Origin of the sequence: Pseudomonas sp. VI4.1, assembly GCF_002029345.1 — a bacterium.
Taxonomy (GTDB): domain Bacteria; phylum Pseudomonadota; class Gammaproteobacteria; order Pseudomonadales; family Pseudomonadaceae; genus Aquipseudomonas.
In genome coordinates this window covers 1-19,837 of record NZ_MULM01000081.1, presented here as the reverse complement: position 1 = coordinate 19,837, position 19,837 = coordinate 1, and the positions used below count along the sequence as shown (strand labels likewise).

Genomic DNA, 19,837 nt, shown 5'->3' with positions numbered 1-19,837 from the left:
GCTCGCAGCGAGGCGCCTTGCATACGCATGATCATTAGCGTTACGCGCTCTTCGATGGTCAAGTGGGTGTAGTGAGTAGTCATGCAGCACCTTACCTCGGGTGTTGCACTTGGTCACTGAGACCGCCCTCTTGGCCGACTGTAGCTCAATACGCCTTAGTAAGCTGCTGAAAAGCGGCCATTCGATTCGAAAAAAACTCAGCCCTACATAACAGCAGTGACATTCCTACCAATGAGGTTCTCACCATGTCATTGCAGTGCCCTCGCTGTAACTCCCCCAAAATCGCTTCCTTCCATCACGCCATGAAAGTCGGTGCAGCTATTGGCACCGTAGGCGGTGTTGCGCGTGGCGTCAGCGCAGCCTGGACCGGTGGGCAGGCCGGCGCAGCCATCGGCGCGCTCGCCGGGCCGGTCGGTATCACGCTCGGCTCAGTGTCGGGCGCCATCCTCGGCGGTCTGGCAGGTGGCGTCGGTGGATGCGCGCTCGGCGCTCAACTCGGCGAGTCGCTCGACCGCCACGTTCTGGCCCACAACCTCTGCCTGCTCTGCGGTCATCGCTTCAACCTGCCGACCTGATCCAGCGCTATTCCCATTCATTCATCTAGTCGGTGCTGCGCCTCGCTCAGCGCTTTATACCGATTTGTACCTAAAGGAATAACTCACATGGCACATCTCATCGAAACCATGGCCTACGCTGGCGCTACCCCGTGGCATGGCCTGGGCAATCAGCTCACGCAGAAGCAACCCATCGAAGTCTGGCAACGCGAAGCCGGCATGGACTGGCAGATCCTGGAGAGCCCCGTGCATTTCAAGTCGGATGCCGTCGGCCATCTGGGCGCGATCCACTCCTTCCCGGAGCAGAAGGTGCTGTTCCGTTCGGACACCAAGGCACCGCTGTCGGTGGTCTCCCAGCGCTATCACACCGTGCAGCCGCGCGAAGTGCTGGAGTTCTACCGGGATCTGACCGAGGTCTCCGGCTATGAGCTGGAGACGGCTGGCGTACTCAAGGGCGGTCGCAAGTTCTGGGCGCTGGCACGTACCGGGCAAGGCGCTGCGCTCAAGGGCAACGACCAGGTCAACGGCTACCTGCTGCTGGCCACGTCCTGTGACGGTACCCTGGCCACCACGGCAACGCCGACCACTGTGCGGGTGGTGTGCAACAACACTCTGACCATCGCCCTGGACGGCACCAGCCGCGCGATCAAAGTGCCGCATAACACCCGCTTCGATCCCAAAGTGGTGAAGAAGCAACTCGGCATCGCCGTCTCCCAATGGGACGATTTTATGTACCGCATGCGCGCGCTGGCCGAGCGCAAGGTGCAGTGGCATGAGGCTTTGGGATTCTTCATGTCTGTGCTCTGCGAAACCAGCCCAACCGGTGCAATGCCGGAGGTATTACCGAACGAGCGCGCCCTGCGCAAAGTCCAAGAGCTATACGAAGGTCGTGGTCGCGGTAGCCTGCTGGACTCGGCACGCGGCACCGCCTGGGGCCTGCTCAACGCCGTGACCGAGTACGTCGATCACGAGCGCCGGGCACGCAGCACGGAGTATCGCCTCGACTCTGCATGGTTCGGCCAAGGCGCCCAGATCAAGCAACGCGCCTTGGATACAGCGCTGCAACTGGTTGCCTGAGCTTTTACCAACCCCACCCCATAACGCCCGACCCGCTTCGTTGCAGGTCGGGCGTTTCTATTTCTGCAAGGTGAATGCTATGAAAGCCACTTCATTGAATCGCAACATCAGCAAGCCTCGTCCGGCTCTGCGCTTGGTAAGCACCAAGGAGCTGCCGCGCGAGGACTGGCTGCAGATCCGCAAGCAAGGCATCGGCAGTTCGGATGCCGCCGCTGCGGTCGGCCTGAATCCCTACAAATCACAGCTGGAGCTGTGGCTGGAGAAGACCGGTCGCGATGCCGGCATGCCCAAGGCCGATCCCCAGGATGAGGAAAGCCCGATGTACTGGGGCAACGTTCTGGAACCCATCGTGGCCTGGCACTACAGCAAGCGCACCAAGAACAAGGTGCGGCGCATCAATGCCGTGCTGCAACACCCGGATCTCGAGCTGCCCTGGATGCTGGCCAACATCGACCGCGAGGTGATCGGAGCCGACGACGTGCAGATCCTCGAATGCAAGACCGCCGGCATAAACGGGGCACGTCTCTGGAAGGAAGGCATCCCCGAGTATGTCGAGCTTCAGGTGATGCACCAGCTCGCCGTCACTGGCAAGCAGGCTGCGGACGTGGCGGTGCTGCTCGGTGGCCAGACGCTGGAGATTCATCGCATCGAACGGGACGAGCAGATGATCGCACGCCTGATCGAGCTGGAGCGCACATTCTGGCGGTACGTCGAAACTGATACACCTCCACCGGCTGATGGCAGTGCTTCGGCTGAATTGGCGCTGCGTTGCCTGTATCCCCAGGACAACGGCGAAGTCGTCGACTTCAGAAGCCATGCCGAACTGACCGCTACCTTCCTGGAGTTCAAGGTCGTTCGCCAGTCGATTGCCGATAAGGAAAAGCGCGAGGCGGAACTCAAGCAGTTGCTGCAGCAGGCAATGGGCGACGCCAGTCGGGCGGAGTTCACCAGCGGCTACGTCATTTGGCGCAAAGCCAAGGACAGTGTTGGCCTCGATGTCGCTCAGTTGCTCCGGGACAAGCCCTACCTGCAGGCCAGGTACCCACAGCTGAAGCCCGGTGCGCGGCGCTTCTTGGTCGGCTGATTTTCACTTCCCTCACTCCCTTCCCCTTGGCCAATCCATGCAGTTCGCGCTGCGTGGCTGGCCTTTTTTCATTTCCAGGAGAACCACCATGCTGAAAGGCTTAGCCCTGACGCCCCCAGTGCTCGGGCGGATTTCCATCGGCAAGGTCATCGAGAAGAACGGCAAGCGCCTGCCGGAGAAGGATGACCAGTTCACCATCACCTCCCAGGTACAAGACAAGGACGGCTGGCTGCTGCACCCGCTCAACGACGGGCTGCGTCAGGGTAAGGACGATAAGCTGCGCAGCATCCCGATGCGCCTGCTGTTCAACGAGCCTGAACTGAACTTTCGTGCCGACTACACGCTGTTTGATCGGCAGTCCGGACGACCGCTGTGCGTGGGCAACGGTGAGACCTGCAAGCGCATCACAAAAGACGGGATACAGTCGTTGCCCTGCCCTTCGCCAGATGCTTGCCCGTTGGCCAAGGGTAATGCCTGCAGGCCCTACGGACGGCTGAACGTGGTCATTGGCGATGAGGATCCGCTTGGTAGCTTTGTGTTTCGTACCACCGGTTTCAACAGCATCCGCACCCTCGCCGCCCGGCTGCATTACTTCCAGGCCATCTCCGGCAACCGCCTGGCATGTCTGCCGCTGGAATTGCGCCTGCGTGGCAAGTCCACCCGCCAAAGCCATGGGACGCCAATCTTCTACGTCGACCTGACAGTACGCGGCGGCATGGACATGGCCGAGGCGCTGCAGGCCGCCAGTGAGCTCGATGCGCAGCGACAAGCGACAGGCTTCGATCAAGCCGCGCTGGATGAAGCCGCGCAGCGTGGCTTCGCCAATGGCGCGTTCGAGGACAGCGAGGAAGACGCCAGCACCATTGTCGAGGAGTTCTACCCGTCGAGGAAAGCCAATCCCCAGCCGCCAACCCTCCCCAGCGATCTGCGAAAAACAGCCTGGCCGAGAGGCTGGAGGCGCAAGCCAAGTGCCATACCCCATGGATTGATCACCACCAAGGAGCAGACCATGCGACTGCACAAGCTGAAAGCCAGTGACTCGACCGGCACCTACCTGGTCGAGTCGCCGGTAACGAGCGCCATCGAGCGCAACCTCGCCGAGCTGTACCTGGGCTGGCCGGAAAAACTGCTGGTGCGACTCAACGGCCTGCTGCCAGGCCTGGTCGACCGGGCGATCCGCAAGCAGCTGCCGACCATTCCCCGCTTCACCCATTCCTCCAAGACGCCCCCCCAATGAAAAGAACCCTGACTCACCTCGCCGTTGCCCTGGCAGCCCTGAGCATTCACACCGGCGCCTGGGCGCTGGATGCCGCCGGCACCCAGCAGTTGCAGGCCATCCAGCAACGCTGGGCGCAGATCCAGTACGACACCCCGCAAGAGCGCAAGGTCGCCGAGTTCGAGAAGCTGGCCGAGCAGGCCGAAGCGTTCACCACAGCCGAGCCGTAAGCTGCCGAGGCGTGGATCTGGAAAGGCATAGTCACCAGCAGCTGGGCCGGTGCCCAGGGCGGCCTCGGTGCCTTGAGCAAGGCCAAGCAGTCGCGCACTGATCTGGAAAAAGCCCTGCAACTCGACCCCGATGCCCTGCAGGGTTCGGCCTACACCAGCCTGGCTGCGCTGTATGATCGCGTGCCCGGCTGGCCGATCGGTTTCGGCGATGCGCAAAAGGCCGATGAACTACTCAGGCAGGCGCTTTTGATCAACCCGGACGGCATCGACAGCCTGTATTTCTGGGGCGATCATCTGGCCCGTGAAGGCAAGTATGCCGAAGCCTACGGTGCCCACGGCTATCGAGTAGAAAGCGCTGACGCCTTGTTGCCGCTGCTTGACCACTGTATCGTCAACCCTGGCGTGCACGTGATTGACTGCCCTGTCGACTATAGCGAGAACGACCGCATCCTCAACAGCGAGCTTCGGGAACGAGCGCTGGCTATATAACCGACGCGTCATCCCCTCACTCGAAGGGTTTGGCTTGCTTAATCTGAGCCTCCTCGCACAACAAGAAGCGAGGAGGCTCCCTGAGCAAAGCCAAAAACGATCCCAGCGCAACTTTGATTATCTGAGTCTGCTGGTCCTTGCTTCGTAATCCCTCATAGAGCAGTCCGGTGATCAGTCCTTTGAAGACGCCGATTGAGGTGTGAAGATCCAGATTTATGGGCAATTCCCCTTGGGTAACCGCATGCCGAAGAACTTGGCGAATGTACTGCAGGAACCGATCGCTCGCTTGCACCATTCGATTATGGATCAGGCCCGACTCATCAAGCCCTTGGTAAATCAAGATCTCCGAGAACTGCTTTGACTGGGGGCTATGCACGGCGTCCAGCACGGCGTCCAGCATGGCGACAACCACCGCCTCCCAAGAACGCTCAATACCTAAGTCAGGAGTAAAGTCCAATTCGAGGGGATGCTGCCGAGATGCCAGCACCGCCTGGAGCACTTCCAGCTTCCCGTTAAAATGCCAGTAGACAGCACCACGCGTGACGCCTGCCTTCCGAGCTATCTGATCTAGGGTCGCGTCGGGAACACCCTGGGCAACAAACACCTCAAGCGCCGCATCAATAATGCGCTGTCTTGTCTCCTTCGCCTCAGCTGCCGTCTTTCTGGCCATCTTATCTAGGGAGCTTTCTTCGACGCGCGGCCGATAGCACGCTCTATGTTCAGCTTGCTCTGCAGCAGAGCTTTTTTGATCAAGTCTGACTGCTTGCTCGCTCTGGAACTCGGCATTACGACCGCGAGGGAGTAATACCCGAGGTAGGTATCCAAAAGCGTTGCGAATGAGCACACGCCATCAATGTGCTCGTCCAGATCGCTGGCAACGCCACTCTGCCGCACTTCGCTCAGTTGTTTGACAAGCGCCTTTCGTCCTAGGGTGTTGGAGGTGAATACTGGCAGCTGCTCGCCAAGCGCGGCTTGTAGGGTTTCGTCAGGTAATGCTGCCAAGAGGACTTTGCCGGCCGCCGTCGCTGCGGCGGGTACGTTAATACCAATCGGAAACACTACCCGCAGCTCTCGCTCTGACACGATACGGTCAAGCACGTAGATTTTATCTCCGGCCAGAGAAGCCAGACAGACCGACTCGTCCAGCTCCTCAGCCAGCGAGCGCAAGTACGGTTTCACCAAAGAAAGAATGTCTGTTTGCGCCTGATTGATTAGCTGGCCAAGCGCAGGGCCAAGTCGAAAACCTCCGGCAGGCCCTAAAGCCTCGACTAGGAACTCTTCTTCCAGAGCGTTGATGATTCTCTGAACGGTGGAGCGAGGCAGCCCAACCAGTTGCGCAATGGCCGCCAAGCTCAAGCCGTGCGGATGACTGCCAAGCGCTCGCATGATCGAGGCTGCTCTGGCGATGACCTGGATGCCCCCGGCCTTGCCAATATTTTCATCTGATTGGTTCATATCTTTCCTCTGCGCGTACGGCTGCGTCCTATCACATTGGCCGCCACTGTAGAGCTCTCGGCCTCCGCTAGCCAGCCACACATCGCGAACGCCTCAATCGGTAAACCTCGACCAACCGCGGCTCAGGCTTGCTTGCGTCAAGAGTATCACATAATGGTACACTCTACCGCATTACGATTCAGCAATAGCCCCCGTCATGCGGGCAGAGAGATGGAGCCAAACCGTGAGACAGATACGATCCCCGCGTGCATTACGGGTAATCCCCTTAACTGCGCTGATGCTAATTTCGGGATGTGGTGAGAAAGAACAGGTTAGCTCTGCAACTCCACCACCGGACGTGGGCGTGTACACCGTGCGTGCACAAGCTCTGACCCTGACAACTGACTTGCCTGGCCGGACTTCGGCATTCCGTGTAGCGGAAGTCCGCCCACAGGTTTCGGGGATTCTTCAGAAGCGGTCGTTTGTTGAAGGCGCTGAAGTCAAGCTGGGTCAGCAGCTTTATCAGATTGACCCACGGACGTACGAAGCGCAGTTGCGTCGTGCAGAAGCGAATCGAACTAGCGCACAAAACCTGGCTCGTCGCTATGAAACGCTGTTGAAGACCAAGGCAGTCAGCAAGCAGCAGTACGACGATGCGCTTGCCGCATGGAAACAAGCAGAAGCCGATTACCAGGTGGCTCGCATCGACGTTCAATACACACGGGTGCTTTCCCCAATCTCCGGGCGCATTGGTCGCTCGACGGTCACCGAGGGGGCGCTCGTTACCAATGGCCAAGCTCAGTCGCTCGCCACCGTCACGCAGCTGGACCCCATTTATGTCGACGTCACTCAGCCAATCACAAAGCTTCTTGGTCTGCAAAAGGCGCTGGAGTCAGGCCGCCTTCAAAAGACAGGCGAGAACCAGGCTGAAGTCAGCCTGACGCTGGATGACGGAAGTGCTTATCCACTGCCAGGAACTCTGAAGTTTTCCGAGGTGAGCGTTGATCCCACAACAGGTTCTGTGACCCTTCGCGCCGAATTTCCCAATCCTAATCGCAAGCTGCTACCAGGCATGTTTGTGCATGCTCTGCTGAAAGAGGGCGTGCAAAACGCCGCAATCTTGGTACCGCAACAAGCCATCAGCCGCGATACGAGAGGTGTGCCAAGCGTCTGGGTCGTGAAGGCTGACAACACCGTCGAGTCCCGTGAGATTCAGACCCTCCGAACCGTGGGCAATGCTTGGTTGATCAGCAACGGCGTGACCGAGGGAGAGCGGATCATTACCGAAGGTGTTCAACGTGTTCGCAGCGGCATCGCTGTCAACGCGGTTGAGGCCAAGAATGTGAATTTGGTAGACGGCTTCGCCGCTACCACAGAAGCCTCGGCTAACTGAGGGGGCACGATTCATGTCTCGTTTCTTTATCGACAGGCCGATTTTTGCCTGGGTTCTCGCTATCGTGGCCATGCTTGCCGGTGCGCTGTCTCTGGCGAAAATGCCCATTAGCCAATATCCAAACATCGCGGCCCCTGCCGTTTCGATCCAAGTCAGCTACCCAGGTGCTTCTGCACAAACCGTGCAGGACACAGTGGTTCAGGTCATTGAGCAGCAGCTCAGTGGGCTGGATGGGTTCCGATACATGTCGGCAGAGAGCGCCTCTGACGGCAGCATGACCATCATCGTGACCTTTGAACAGGGAACCGATCCGGATATCGCACAGGTTCAGGTGCAGAACAAGCTGCAGCTGGCAACACCTCGTTTGCCGGAAGAGGTTCAGCGTCAGGGTCTTCGTGTAGTGAAGTACCAGATGAACTTCTTCCTGGTCATGAGCTTGGTGGATCGTTCGGGCAAGCTCGATAACTTCGACCTGGGCAACCTGATCGCGTCACAGCTCCAGGACCCCATTTCGCGCATCCCAGGCGTCGGCGATTTCCAGCTGTTTGGCTCGCCTTATGCCATGCGTATCTGGCTGGACCCAGGCAAGCTCAATAGCTATCAGCTGACGCCCACTGACGTCGCCAGCGCTATCCGAGAGCAGAACGTTCAGGTGTCCTCCGGCCAGTTGGGTGGATTACCAACTCGCTCAGGCGTCCAGCTGAATGCGACCGTTCTGGGCAAGACGCGCATGACCACGCCTAGCCAGTTCGATGAGATTCTGGTCAAGGTAAACCCGGATGGCTCGCAGGTACGAGTGAAGGATGTTGGTCGTGCGGAACTTGGGGCTGACAGCTTCGCCATTTCCGCGCAGTACAAGGACTCGCCAACCGCAAGCCTGGCGCTGCGCTTGTCCACCGGCGGCAATCTGCTGGAAACCGTAGACGCGGTCAAAAAGCTGATGGAGCAGCAAAAGGCCTACTTGCCAGACGGCGTGGAGGTCATTTATCCCTACGATACGACACCGGTTGTTGAGGCCTCGATTGAGTCGGTAGTACACACGATCTTTGAGGCGGTGGTACTGGTCTTCCTGGTCATGTATCTGTTCCTGCAGAGCTTCCGGGCCACACTGATCCCCACCCTGGCAGTTCCAGTGGTGCTGCTCGCCACTTTCGCCCTTTTGCCGTACTTCGGCCTGAATATCAACGTGCTCACCATGTATGCCATGGTGCTGGCTATCGGCTTGCTGGTCGACGATGCAATCGTCGTGGTCGAGAACGTTGAGCGGCTCATGCATGACGAGGGCTTGTCGCCTCTTGAGGCTACCCGCAAGTCGATGGATCAGATTTCAGGGGCCTTGGTGGGCATCGGCATGGTGCTGTCGGCTGTATTCGTACCCATGGCCTTCTTTGGTGGCTCCGCTGGCATCATCTATCAACAATTTGCGATCACCATCGTAGTCTGCATGGGGCTTTCGATCTTGGTCGCTCTTGTGTTCACCCCAGCACTTTGCGTGACCATTCTCAAAGCTCCGGAGGGTAATTCACACCACGAGAGAAAGGGCTTCTTCGGCTGGTTTAACCGCATCTTCGACCGCGGCACGCGGCGGTTCGAGCGAGGCGTCGGCGCAATGCTGAAGGGGCGCGGTAGGTACCTGCTTGCGTTCTTGCTCATCACCGGAGGAACCGGCTATCTGTTCACCCAGATCCCTAAGGCATTCCTGCCCAACGAGGATCAGGGCTTGATGATGATCGAGGTGCGTACACCGGCAAACGCTTCCGCTGAACGTACCGAGGGTGTGCTTCAAGAGGTGCGAGACTACTTGGCCAATGATGAAGGTGCATTGGTTGAGCACTTCATGACGGTGAATGGCTTCAACTTTGCTGGTCGTGGTCAGAACTCGGGGCTGGTGCTGATCACCTTCAAGGACTGGAAGGAGCGTCACGGTGCTGGGCAAGACGTATTCAGCATCGCGCAACGGGCTAATCAGCATTTTGCCAAGATCAAAGATGCCAGCGTCATGGCGTTCGTCCCTCCAGCCATTCTGGAAATGGGCAACGCGATGGGCTTCAACTTGTATCTGCAGGACAACCTCGGTCTAGGCCACGAAGCATTGATGGCAGCTCGAAACCAATTCCTGCAACTGGCAAGCCAGAACCCTAAGCTCCAGGCAGTTCGTCCAAACGGCAAGGACGACGAGCCGCAATTCCAGGTGAACATCGATGACGAAAAGGCCCGTGCGCTGCAAGTAAGCATCGCGTCCATCAACGAAACGATGTCGGCAGCCTGGGGCTCGATGTATGTCAACGACTTCATCGACCGCGGCCGGGTCAAACGGGTGTACGTCCAGGGCGAAGACATCTCGCGAATCTCCCCTGAGGACTTCGATAAATGGTACGTGCGCAATAGCCTGGGCCAGATGGTTCCGTTCTCGGCGTTTGCAACCGGTGAGTGGGTGAACGGCTCACCGAAGCTGGAGCGCTACGGTGGCATTTCGTCCCTGAACATCCTCGGCGAGCCAGCCCCTGGATACAGCACGGGTGACGCGATGATAGCTATCGCTGAAATCATGCAACAACTGCCTGCCGGCATTGGCCTGAGCTACACCGGTCTCTCATATGAAGAAATCCAAACTGGCGACCAGGCACCATTGCTCTATGCGTTGACTGTGCTGATCGTTTTCCTGTGCCTGGCCGCTCTGTATGAGAGCTGGTCGGTACCGGTCTCAGTGATCATGGTTGTTCCTCTGGGTATTTTGGGCGCGGTGCTGGCAACGCTTTGGCGCGACCTGACGGCAGATGTGTACTTCCAGGTGGGCTTGATGACCACGGTTGGCTTGTCCGCCAAGAACGCCATCCTGATCGTAGAGTTCGCCAAAGAGCTGTATGAGAAGGAGGGTTATCCGATCGTCAAAGCTGCGATAGAGGCCGCCAAGCTGCGTTTGCGTCCGATATTGATGACCTCGCTGGCATTCACCTTCGGTGTGCTGCCGATGGCCATAGCATCCGGCGCAGGCGCTGGCAGCCAGCACTCCATTGCTACCGGCGTCGTCGGAGGCATGATCACAGCAACGGTGCTGGCTGTCTTCTTTGTTCCGCTGTTCTACGTAGTAGTTGTCAAGCTTTTCGAGGGGCTCATGAAAAGAAAGCCAAACGCGGTCAAGGAGGTGACTCATGAAGTTTAAGTCACTCCCCATGTTTGCTTTGCTGATGCTCGGCGGATGCAGCTTGATCCCCGACTATCAGCAGCCAGCCGCACCGATGCAGGCACAATGGCCAACGGGCCAGGCCTACGGCGGGCAGGGAGACCAACGCAGTATCGCGACGGCTCTCCCCAAGGCAAAAGAGTTTTTTAAAGATCCAGCGCTGGTCCGCCTCCTCGATGCAGCACTAGAGAACAACAGAGATCTTCGAATCGCTGCCAAAAATGTTGAATCCTACAGAGCGCTGTACCGGATCCAACGAGCAGAGCGGTTTCCCACACTTGATGGCCAAGCCTCTGGAAATCGAACCCGCTTGCCTGACGATTTATCCCCCACCGGCGATTCTCGGATCGATAGCCAGTACCAAGTAGGCTTGGTGACTGCCTACGAGTTGGACTTATTTGGCCGAATCCGAAGCTTGTCGAACCAAGCACTTGAAAAATACCTCGCTACTGAGGAGGCGCAGCGCAGCGTTCAGATCGCACTCATAGGCGATGTGGCAACCACCTATTTTCTGTGGCGAACCGACCAAGCGCTCTTGGAGCTGACCGAAGCGACGCTGACCAGCTACGTTGAAAGCTTGGCAATGATCGAGTCGAGTGCTTGGGCAGGAACCTCGTCGGAGCTAGATGTTCGTCAGGCCAGGACTTTGGTGAACCAAGCCCAGGCCCAGCAGGCCTTGTACACCCGTCGAATAGCGCAGGATGTGAATGCACTGGAATTGTTGCTGGGCAGCAAGATTCCAACGGATTTGCCAAAAAACTCGCCACTGGCCATGAGCGCCCTAGGGAAGGTTCCAGCTGGGCTACCAGCTGATCTGCTGCTGAACAGACCGGACATCCGTTCTGCTGAACATCAACTTATGGCCGCGAACGCAAATATCGGCGCAGCTCGTGCGGCATTTTTTCCACGCATTAGCCTGACAGCTTCAGCGGGCTCAGCCAGCAGCGATCTTGATGGACTGTTCAACAGCGGATCTGACAGCTGGAGCTTCGCTCCACAAATCAGCGTGCCGATTTTTAACGCAGGAAAGCTGCGAGCCAATCTCGATTACGCTGAGCTTCAGAAGGATGTGGGCGTAGCGACCTACGAGAAGAGTATCCAAACCGCTTTCCGAGAGGTAGCCGACGGACTCGCTGCGAGGGGAACTTACGGCAAACAGCTCAGTGCTCAAAGCGAGCTGGTTGATAATTATAAAGCCTATTTCAGCTTGGCCCAGCAGCGCTATGACCAGGGCGTCGATAGCTATTTGACAGTGCTGGATGCTCAACGCGAACTGTTTTCCTCACAACAGAAGCTATTGAATGATCAGCTCGATCAAATCAATAGTGAAGTCCAGCTTTACAAAGCCCTCGGGAGCGGCTGGAGCGTGAGTCAAAACTAAGATCCTGGGCAGCGGCTAGCAGTAGCGCTGCCCTAGATTTCAAATATTGAAATATTTTTCGAACTGAAGTGGCGAATTATCGTCGATTTTAAATCGGGAGTATTAGCAATGGGGTTGATATCAGCAAGCGCGTTAGAGGTTCGCTTCGAAGACCGCCCTGACGATGATGTACTTTTAGCCGTAGACGACCTGGTTAACGTGCTTCGCACTGCGCCGGGGTGTATGAGCTATACGATAATCGCGCTGAACAAGTACTTCAGTTCGATGATCATTAGCGGCTTCCGGGACAATGAGAAAGATATGATAGATCATTTTTCAAGCTCAAGTTTCGCAGCATTGACTGATTGCTTGACCTCCCATTGCCGAGGCATCTCCTTTAGAGCATTGTTCATGGATAATGAAATGCGAGGGCAACATGCAGAATCCTGAAAAAGCGCTACTGGATGTAGATTTAAACAGCCTGATTACTTTCTTGGTGGTATATCAAGAAGGGGGAGTGACTCGGGCTTCTGAGCGCTTGGGTGTAAAACAACCAGCTATCAGCAATACCATAGCTAAGCTTCGCAAACGATTTGGTGATGAGCTCTTTTTGGGTAAGCGGGCTTGGACACCGACAGAACGCGCAGACCAGCTTGCAACCGCTCTAGGACCTGCCCTCAGCACTTTGCAGGAGGCGCTTGCTAGCGTAGATAAAGAAAGCGTGTTGCCGCTGACCGAAAACTGACCCAGTTTCGCCCGTTGTGCTGACTGAAAACTGACCCAGGTGTTCCACTGCACCTGCTCAATTTTTGAGCAGGAGAACACAGGGTGATCAGCATGGAAATGATGGGCAAAATTCGGCGGATGTATTTCCGCGACAAGCTGTCGTTGCATGAGATAGCCAAGCGCACCGGACTGTCGCGCAACACCATCCGAAAATGGGTAAGAGCGTCGGAGTCCAAGCAGCCGGTTTATCAACGTCGAGCCGTGTTCAACAAGCTCAGTCCCTTTCACGACCTTCTGGAACAGGCGCTGCGGGCTGATGCCTTGAGGGCCAAGCAGCATCGCCGCAGCGCCAAGGCGCTGCTGGCCATGATCCGCGCTGAAGGCTATGACGGCGGCTACAGCCAGGTCACTGCCTTCGTTCGTCATTGGCGCGGAGAGCAAGGCAAGGTGGTACGGGCATTTGTGCCGTTGGCGTTCGCGTTGGGCGAGGCCTTCCAGTTCGATTGGAGCGAGGAAGGCCTGCTGATTGGCGGTGTTTTCCGACGTGTCCAGGTCGCGCACATGAAGCTATGTGCCAGCCGAGCCTTCTGGCTAGTGGCCTATCCCAGCCAAGGACATGAAATGCTGTTCGATGCCCATACCCGCTCATTCGCCGCCTTGGGCGGCGTGCCGCGTCGCGGCATTTACGACAACATGAAAACGGCGGTCGACAAGGTCAGCAAAGGCAAAGGACGGACGGTCAACGCCCGTTTTGCCGTGATGTGCTCGCATTATTTATTCGATCCAGACTTCTGCAACGTAGCCTCAGGTTGGGAAAAAGGGATCGTCGAGAAGAACGTCCAAGACAATCGGCGACGTATCTGGCTCGATGCTCAAGACTGCCTGTTTCATACCTTCGATGAGCTGAATGTCTGGCTCGGCCAGCGCTGCCGAACTCTCTGGAGCGAGCTGCCGCACCGCAATACAAAGGGCTTACGGTGGCAGATGTCCTGGAGCTGGAACGGGTGGAAATGATGCCTATGCCCAGCGCTTTCGACGGCTATGTCGAACGCACTGTGCGGGTCTCCAGTACCTGCCTGATCAGCGTGGCGCGCAATCGTTACTCGGTGCCTTGCGAACTCGTCGGTCAGTGGGCCAGTAGCCGTTTATACCCTTCGCGGGTTGTGGTCGTTGCTGATGAGACAACTATCGCCAGTCATGAGCGGCTTTTTGATCGAGACCAGGTCAGCTACGACTGGCAGCACTACATGCCGCTGATCGCGCTCAAGCTGCCGGACTCAAGCACCAGTTCCACGGCCACCAAAACGGAGTCCAGACCGGTAATGGGCACCGCAGCCAAGACTTGGGTCATGACGCGATCACCGTTCACATGACGCCGCAGGCCACGCTTGAGCAGGCGCAATGGCTTGGGCAAATCGGCAAACGGAGCGCCATTGCGCAGGGCTCCCGGTTTGCGCTCAATGAGGGGGATGTAGTGCTGCCAGTCGTAGCTGACCTGATCGCGATCAAACAGGCGCTCGTGGCTGGCAATCACACCATCATCGGCAATCACGACGATCCGCGAGGGATAGAGCCGACTGCTGACCCACTGGCCAACACGCTCACAGGGTACTGAATAGCGGTTGCGAGCCACGTTGATCAGACAGGTGCTGGAAACGCGAACCGTGCGTTCTACATAACCGTCGAAAGGCGTCGGCATCGGCATCATTTCGACGCGCTCCAGTTCCAAGACTTCTGCGACGGTGAGGCCGTTGTACTGCGGATGGATCAGCTCTTGCCACAGAGCCCGACAGCGCTGGGCAAGCCAGGCATTCAACTCTTCGAAGCTATGGAAAGTATTGTCGCGGGCGGACAGCCAGATGCGGCGTCGACTGTCTTGGACATTCTTTTCGACGATACCTTTTTTCCCAGCCGGACGCTACGTTGCAGAAGTCCGGGTCGAACAGGTAGTGCGAGCACATCACCATGAAGCGAGCATTGACCGTGCGGCCTTTACCCTTGGAGACCCTGTCGACCGCCGTTTTCATGTTGTCGTAGATGCCGCGACGAGGAACGCCGCCCAATGCCTCAAACGAGCGAGTATGAGCGTCAAACAGCATCTCGTGACCTTGGCTGGGATAGGCCACCAGCCAAAATGCGCGGCTGGCACAGAGCTTCATGTTGGAGATCTGGATCCGCCTGAACAGCCCACCGATCAGCAGACCTTCTTCACTCCAGTCGAACTGGAAAGCCTCGCCCAACGCGAACGTCAACGGCACAAAGGCTCGCAAGGATTTTCCTTGCTCGCCGCGCCACGCGCGGATGAATGCGGTCAGTTGGCTGTAGCCGCCGTCGTAGCCCTCGGCTTTGATCTGCTCGAAGAGAGCCTTGGCGGTTCTGCGGTTGTGTTTGGCCCGAAGCGAATCGGCTTTGAGTGCCTGCTCCAGTATTTCGTGGAAAGGACTGAGCTTGTTGAAAGCGGCTTGCCGCTGGTACACCGGCTGTTTGGTTTCGGGGGCTCTGATCCACTTTCGGATAGTGTTTCTGGACAGCCCGGTACGCTTCGCTATCTGGTGAAGCGAAAGCTTGTCGCGGAAGTACATCCGCCGAATTTTTCCCATCATTTCCATGCTGATCACCTGGTGTTCTCCTGCTCGGAAAGTGAGCAGAAGCAGTTGAACACCTGGGTCAGTTTTCAGTCGGCAGAACAGCCTTTAATGGGTCAGTTTTCGGTCAGCGGCAACAATCTGGAGCATCGCGACGATCTCCAGCCCGGTCAATAGCTCAACTAGGCCAGAGTTCGCAGTCTAACAATCCAGGGTCTCAGCAGTAGCTGCATCAACCTCGACTGCATCCGAAGCCATGCTGGCCATTTCCATAGGCTTTGGAGGCGACCTTGCACAGGTAACTGGCACGATGGAACAGGTCGGACAACGCTCCCCAGTTCTCACGATCCACTCTGTACGCCGGGTTGTCCGGGACCTCGACCAGACCTGCCACCTGATCGACCTGCAGCCTCAAGGCACTGGCCCACGCCTCCTGCAAGCGGCTGATCATGTTGGCATTATCAGATTGCAGTTTCCCCACCGTGTAGAAGGCATCTCGATTCAGCAGAATCAGAACGTGATAATGCGGACGGTGCCCTGTCCCCTCCTCCCTAGCCCATACGTAACGGACCTTACATCCATGAGCGTAGGGATACCGCTCACGGGCCTTCAGTCGGTTGTGCTCGATCTTGGCCTTGAAGGATTCAATAAACCTGCTGATGACCTGATTGGTGTATGCATAATCAGGCAAGTTGATACCGACTGGCAGACGTAGATCAATTCTAAAGCCCAATAGCCTCGGATACTGGTTCAGCGTGTTATCAACGGCGCGTTTCAATGCAGTCAGGTACTCAGTTACAAACGGCCCCTTCTCGATCATGACTGGAAGACCTTCAAACAGATCACCAGTGTGGATGTGAAGGTTGGTGTTATCGGGATGACGCAGCATGGTAACCACTCTCTTTGCTAAGACTCATATACTCAGCAAGCGTGGTATTTATTTACGAGTTACACGGTGCCAACCATCCCTACCCAAACATCCTACACATCACCTAGCCTGAAGAGAGAATCACTAGGGAGATAAGTGCTTGGGTAGCATGTGAAGCAATGGGTAGATTCTAGCCGCCAAGGTGTTTGCCAGGAGGTAGATAAACTTCAGATAGCCAACACCATGCTAGGCATTGGATAGATACAGATATTCAGTAGTATGAGCAGGCATTAGCCACTCCCACATCATGATGGATATAGATACAGACAGCCATCACCAGAAGCAAGTATTAGCCGCTCTAACAGCATAATTGATAGTTACTTAATAAAGCATATTACCCATACCGAAAACAAAATGACAACACATTACCCACCAATACCGACCAACCCATTATAAAAACCAGCAAACACCTCACTCATTTAACTCCGGCAAAAAACCATCATGATCCGACATCAACCGGATCATGAGGGCGACTATACTCGTCAACGCAAATTATCAGCTAGCCAGGCCTAAAGCTTTATCACGCTCAGCCACCTTAGCGAGAATCCAGTCGTGAACTTCTCTTTCTAGCCAGCCGACGCATCGATCCCCTAACGGCACCGGAACTGGAAACTGACCTTCTGCGATGTACTTATAAATCGTGGATCGGGAAAGACCAGTAAGATCCATGACCTCTTTCAGGCGGATTATCCTCATGAACGTAGCTCCTGTATTCGTCCAGAGGATTGGCAAGGCCAGTAAAATTTGACGGACGACGAACCCACCCCACACCTTGTCGGCACGCTGCCCTCTCGCCATCCGTCCATTGCCTCCTACCCTCAGCACCCTTCTGGGGGATCATACTCGTCTCAGAGGACTTGCCTTTTTCAAACGAAAATAGCCACAAACACACATACAGACCCAGTTAAATCGTGTACCAAAGAGAATTCTGTACTACTAGAGTAAATCTAGATTGACTCAATAATCACGATAGGGTAAATCTAGCTTAACCCGTGAGTTTGCATAGAGCGATCTTAGTATGGCGATACGTTACAACGATGAGTTAAGCCAGGTTCTCGGCGATTCCGAGTACAGCGAGCGCCATGACATATGGCTTTGGTACACACTCGTTTTCTTCGAACAAAGTTTCAATAAAGAAGCACTCCCAGACCATGGAATGCGAAACAAGATGGCTCGATACCTCCAAGCGAACAGATGGAAGGTCGATCCACTACTGCAAAAAAGACGAGAGCAACTCATCCCCAAGAAACATCTAGAGTGGATCACGAACGAACGTCGACTAGTGGAATGGCTAACAAAAGAAATTCAAAGCTCAACCAACCACAGTCAATTTAACTTCCCATTCAATCTTTCTGGAAAGGATCTCCCTATAGCAGTACTTGACGTCTGGGAACGAGACCTTACCGAAAAGACATCTCTAATCAAAAGTCTGGAGCAGCGGTGGCGCGACCACAAAGCCCACGACAAAAAATACTCATGGTTTAAAGACGACAACCAAAAATGCTCTCTCGCTTACGAGTGGCTACAAAAGAACACATACCTCACCATCTTCCGCACTCCCATCGAAACATATGAAGACCTACTGATCTTTTTCGACAACGCGAATTACACCAGCGAGAAAGAAGAACTTTATATTGGGAAAATTAAAAAACTATGGAACCAAAGAAAGTACAGAAGCACCCTAAAGGGCAAGTCACAGTATAACTTTGTCCTGTCAGACAAGACCATCGAGATGCTAGACAAAATTTCAGAACAACACGAAATCAGTCGAGCTCGAGCACTAGAAATACTCGTAGAGATAGAAACTGAAAAAGGCTTATACATCTCAGAAAAGCTGCAAAACTCTAAACTGCTTCGCAACACTTAGCCCAAACCAGCCATAACGACCGAAACATACCAACACCAAGTCTATCAATGCTAAGAAGGCAACCACTCTCAGCCAGATACCACCAGCAAATTAGATTCAAATAATTTTCAAACCTATATCATTAATTTGAAGGCCTAGCAGTAGGCCTTCTCCCGCGGTTAAATCGGCCTGATATAGGAAAATTTCTCTCATGAACTGTCCCGTATGTAGTTCTGCACGCATTGCAACGAAGGATCTCGGCAAAAAGGCCGGTGGTGTCATCGGATCGATTGGTGGTGCCGCCAGTGGCGTGTCCAGCGTACTAGCAGGTGCCGAGGCTGGCGCGACTGTCGGTGCTTTTGCCGGCCCTGTCGGCATTGCCCTGGGCGGTATTACCGGAGCCATCTTCGGAGGGCTCGTAGGTGGCGCGACCGGAGCGGTAGCTGGTGCAGCGATTGGCTCTCAAATCGATGAGAGAGTGTTGAACAATTACCAGTGCCTGGAATGTGGGCACGAGTTCAGCCTCTACGACTGACGCCCCGCGATCCCTATTCCGCTTATACGCCCCCTTTCCACTCCCTATTTCTGCCGGTGCTGTGCAATGCGCAGCGCTTTATGCCGGCTATTGCTCAAAGGAATATCTCCCATGGCTCATCAAATCGAACAAATGGCTTATGTTGGGACTACCCCCTGGCACGGCCTGGGCAACAATCTGCCGCATAAACAATCCATTGAACTCTGGCAGCGCGAAGCCGGTATGAACTGGCAAATCTTGGAAAGCCCTGTGCACTTCAAGTCGGATGCCGTCGGCCACCTGGGGGCCATTCACTCCTTCCCTGAACAAAAGGTCCTCTACCGCTCAGACACCAAGGCACCGTTGTCGGTGGTTTCCCAGCGCTATCACACGGTACAACCTCGGGAGGTCTTGGAGTTCTACCGCGACCTGACCGAGCTCTCCGGCTACGAGCTGGAAACAGCCGGCGTGCTCAAGGGCGGTCGTAAGTTCTGGGCGCTGGCACGTACCGGGCAAGGGTCTACCCTTAAGGGCAACGACCAGGTCAACGGTTACCTGCTGTTGGCCACGTCCTGCGACGGTACATTGGCCACGACGGCAACGCCGACCACTGTGCGCGTGGTGTGCAACAACACCCTCACTGTCGCTTTGGACGGTACTACTCGTGCGATCAAGGTGCCGCACAACACCCGCTTTGATCCGAAGGCGGTAAAGAAGCAACTCGGCATCGCCGTCTCGCAATGGGAAGACTTCATGTATCGCATGCGTGCTCTGGCCGAACGCAAAGTGCAGTGGCATGAGGCCTTGGGGTTTTTCATGAACGTGATGTGCGAAACCTCACCGACCGGCAACTTGCCAGAAGTTCTGCCGAATGAGCGCGCCTTGCGCAAAGTGCAGGAGCTGTACGAAGGACGTGGACGAGGCAGCCAATTGGACTCAGCTCGCGGCACTGCTTGGGGGCTGCTCAACGCGGTGACCGAATATGTCGACCACGAACGTCGTGCGCGTAGCATTGAGTACCGGCTGGACTCAGCCTGGTTCGGGCAGGGCGCGCAGATCAAGCAACGCGCTCTGGATACCGCCCTGCAATTGGTCGCCTAACCGGTTACTTCCCCCCCAAAAAACGCCCGATCAGCCTCGTTGCTGATCGGGCGTTTCTATTTCTGCAAGGTGAACGCTATGAACGTTACTCCGTTGCGCAGCACTAGCAAGGCTCG

The 19,837-nt window shown here is 56.1% G+C and carries 16 protein-coding genes and 5 pseudogenes; 15 read left to right on the top strand and 6 right to left on the bottom strand.

Annotated features, from left to right (window positions below):
* A partial coding sequence (locus BZ163_RS35105) for a helix-turn-helix domain-containing protein (protein WP_143510986.1) occupies positions 1-83 on the bottom strand: 83 nt, incomplete at its 3' end.
* A 162-nt stretch (positions 84-245) separates the two neighbouring features.
* On the opposite strand from BZ163_RS35105, the gene BZ163_RS03170 reads away from it, so the two are divergent.
* The 7 genes and pseudogenes from BZ163_RS03170 to BZ163_RS34710 all read left to right on the top strand — a co-directional run.
* Positions 246-575 (top strand): hypothetical protein, encoded by a 330-nt coding sequence (locus BZ163_RS03170; RefSeq protein WP_014003962.1) that lies wholly within the window; start codon positions 246-248, stop codon positions 573-575.
* Positions 576-662: 87 nt separating this feature from the next.
* Entirely contained in the window at positions 663-1,631 is a 969-nt protein-coding gene (locus BZ163_RS03165; protein ID WP_014003963.1) for a DUF932 domain-containing protein, read from the top strand.
* 79 nt (positions 1,632-1,710) lie between these two features.
* A complete protein-coding gene (locus BZ163_RS03160) occupies positions 1,711-2,715 on the top strand; it encodes a YqaJ viral recombinase family protein (protein ID WP_014003964.1) in 1,005 nt (334 codons plus the stop codon).
* Between the two features lie 88 nt (positions 2,716-2,803).
* Positions 2,804-3,753 (top strand): annotated as a pseudogene (locus tag BZ163_RS03155) (hydrolase or metal-binding protein).
* Positions 3,725-3,952: a hypothetical protein gene (locus tag BZ163_RS36320; RefSeq protein ID WP_033040835.1), complete on the top strand. Its 228-nt coding sequence runs from the start codon at positions 3,725-3,727 to the stop codon at positions 3,950-3,952. The pseudogene BZ163_RS03155 and the gene BZ163_RS36320 overlap by 29 nt, the downstream one beginning before the upstream one ends.
* Positions 3,949-4,494, top strand: a pseudogene (locus BZ163_RS35020) (hypothetical protein); the annotation flags it as partial. The gene BZ163_RS36320 and the pseudogene BZ163_RS35020, both read left to right, overlap by 4 nt.
* Positions 4,474-4,650: pseudogene (locus BZ163_RS34710) on the top strand (acetolactate synthase large subunit); the annotation flags it as partial. The pseudogenes BZ163_RS35020 and BZ163_RS34710, both read left to right, overlap by 21 nt.
* A 16-nt stretch (positions 4,651-4,666) precedes the next feature.
* Here the strand turns inward: BZ163_RS34710 and srpR are convergent.
* The gene (gene srpR / locus BZ163_RS03140) at positions 4,667-5,320 is read right to left on the bottom strand and encodes a solvent efflux transporter antirepressor SrpR (RefSeq protein WP_033040833.1); all 654 of its coding nucleotides are present in this window, start codon (positions 5,318-5,320) and stop codon (positions 4,667-4,669) included.
* Positions 5,321-5,325: 5 nt separating this feature from the next.
* Complete coding sequence (srpS, locus tag BZ163_RS03135; protein ID WP_019751972.1) at positions 5,326-6,105, bottom strand: solvent efflux transporter transcriptional repressor SrpS; 780 nt, start codon at positions 6,103-6,105, stop codon at positions 5,326-5,328.
* Positions 6,106-6,328: 223 nt separating this feature from the next.
* Between srpS and srpA the strand changes: the two genes are divergently transcribed.
* The 5 genes and pseudogenes from srpA to istA (BZ163_RS03105) all read left to right on the top strand — a co-directional run.
* Positions 6,329-7,477, top strand: coding sequence for a solvent efflux RND transporter periplasmic adaptor subunit SrpA (gene srpA / locus BZ163_RS03130; protein ID WP_019437729.1), 1,149 nt, complete (start codon positions 6,329-6,331; stop codon positions 7,475-7,477).
* Positions 7,478-7,490: 13 nt separating this feature from the next.
* A complete protein-coding gene (srpB, locus tag BZ163_RS03125) occupies positions 7,491-10,640 on the top strand; it encodes a solvent efflux RND transporter permease subunit SrpB (protein ID WP_014003970.1) in 3,150 nt (1,049 codons plus the stop codon).
* Positions 10,630-12,042, top strand: coding sequence for a solvent efflux RND transporter outer membrane subunit SrpC (srpC, locus tag BZ163_RS03120; RefSeq protein ID WP_033040829.1), 1,413 nt, complete (start codon positions 10,630-10,632; stop codon positions 12,040-12,042). Before srpB ends, srpC begins: the two co-directional genes overlap by 11 nt.
* 415 nt (positions 12,043-12,457) lie before the next feature.
* Complete coding sequence (locus BZ163_RS03110) at positions 12,458-12,766, top strand: LysR family transcriptional regulator (RefSeq protein ID WP_033040828.1); 309 nt, start codon at positions 12,458-12,460, stop codon at positions 12,764-12,766.
* A 92-nt stretch (positions 12,767-12,858) separates the two neighbouring features.
* Positions 12,859-14,015: pseudogene (istA, locus tag BZ163_RS03105) on the top strand (IS21 family transposase); the annotation flags it as partial.
* Here istA (BZ163_RS03105) and istA (BZ163_RS03100) read toward each other — a convergent pair.
* The 3 genes and pseudogenes from istA (BZ163_RS03100) to BZ163_RS03090 form a co-directional block, all read right to left on the bottom strand.
* Positions 14,006-15,356: pseudogene (gene istA / locus BZ163_RS03100) on the bottom strand (IS21 family transposase); the annotation flags it as partial. The pseudogenes istA (BZ163_RS03105) and istA (BZ163_RS03100) sit on opposite strands and share 10 nt — an antisense overlap.
* Positions 15,357-15,564: 208 nt before the next feature.
* Positions 15,565-16,221, bottom strand: coding sequence for an inovirus Gp2 family protein (locus BZ163_RS03095; protein WP_033041365.1), 657 nt, complete (start codon positions 16,219-16,221; stop codon positions 15,565-15,567).
* Between the two features lie 534 nt (positions 16,222-16,755).
* Positions 16,756-16,956 (bottom strand): AlpA family transcriptional regulator, encoded by a 201-nt coding sequence (locus tag BZ163_RS03090; protein ID WP_014003961.1) that lies wholly within the window; start codon positions 16,954-16,956, stop codon positions 16,756-16,758.
* Positions 16,957-17,278: 322 nt separating this feature from the next.
* Here BZ163_RS03090 and BZ163_RS03085 point away from each other — a divergent pair, with 322 nt between their 5' ends.
* From BZ163_RS03085 to BZ163_RS03075, 3 genes are all read left to right on the top strand, one after another.
* Positions 17,279-18,127 carry a hypothetical protein gene (locus BZ163_RS03085; RefSeq protein WP_014003960.1) on the top strand — a complete coding sequence of 283 codons (849 nt, stop codon included), beginning with the start codon at positions 17,279-17,281 and terminating at the stop codon, positions 18,125-18,127.
* A 190-nt stretch (positions 18,128-18,317) separates the two neighbouring features.
* Positions 18,318-18,641 (top strand): hypothetical protein, encoded by a 324-nt coding sequence (locus BZ163_RS03080; protein WP_014003959.1) that lies wholly within the window; start codon positions 18,318-18,320, stop codon positions 18,639-18,641.
* A gap of 111 nt (positions 18,642-18,752) precedes the next feature.
* Positions 18,753-19,721 carry a DUF932 domain-containing protein gene (locus BZ163_RS03075; RefSeq protein ID WP_014003958.1) on the top strand — a complete coding sequence of 323 codons (969 nt, stop codon included), beginning with the start codon at positions 18,753-18,755 and terminating at the stop codon, positions 19,719-19,721.
* Positions 19,722-19,837 lie beyond the last annotated feature (116 nt).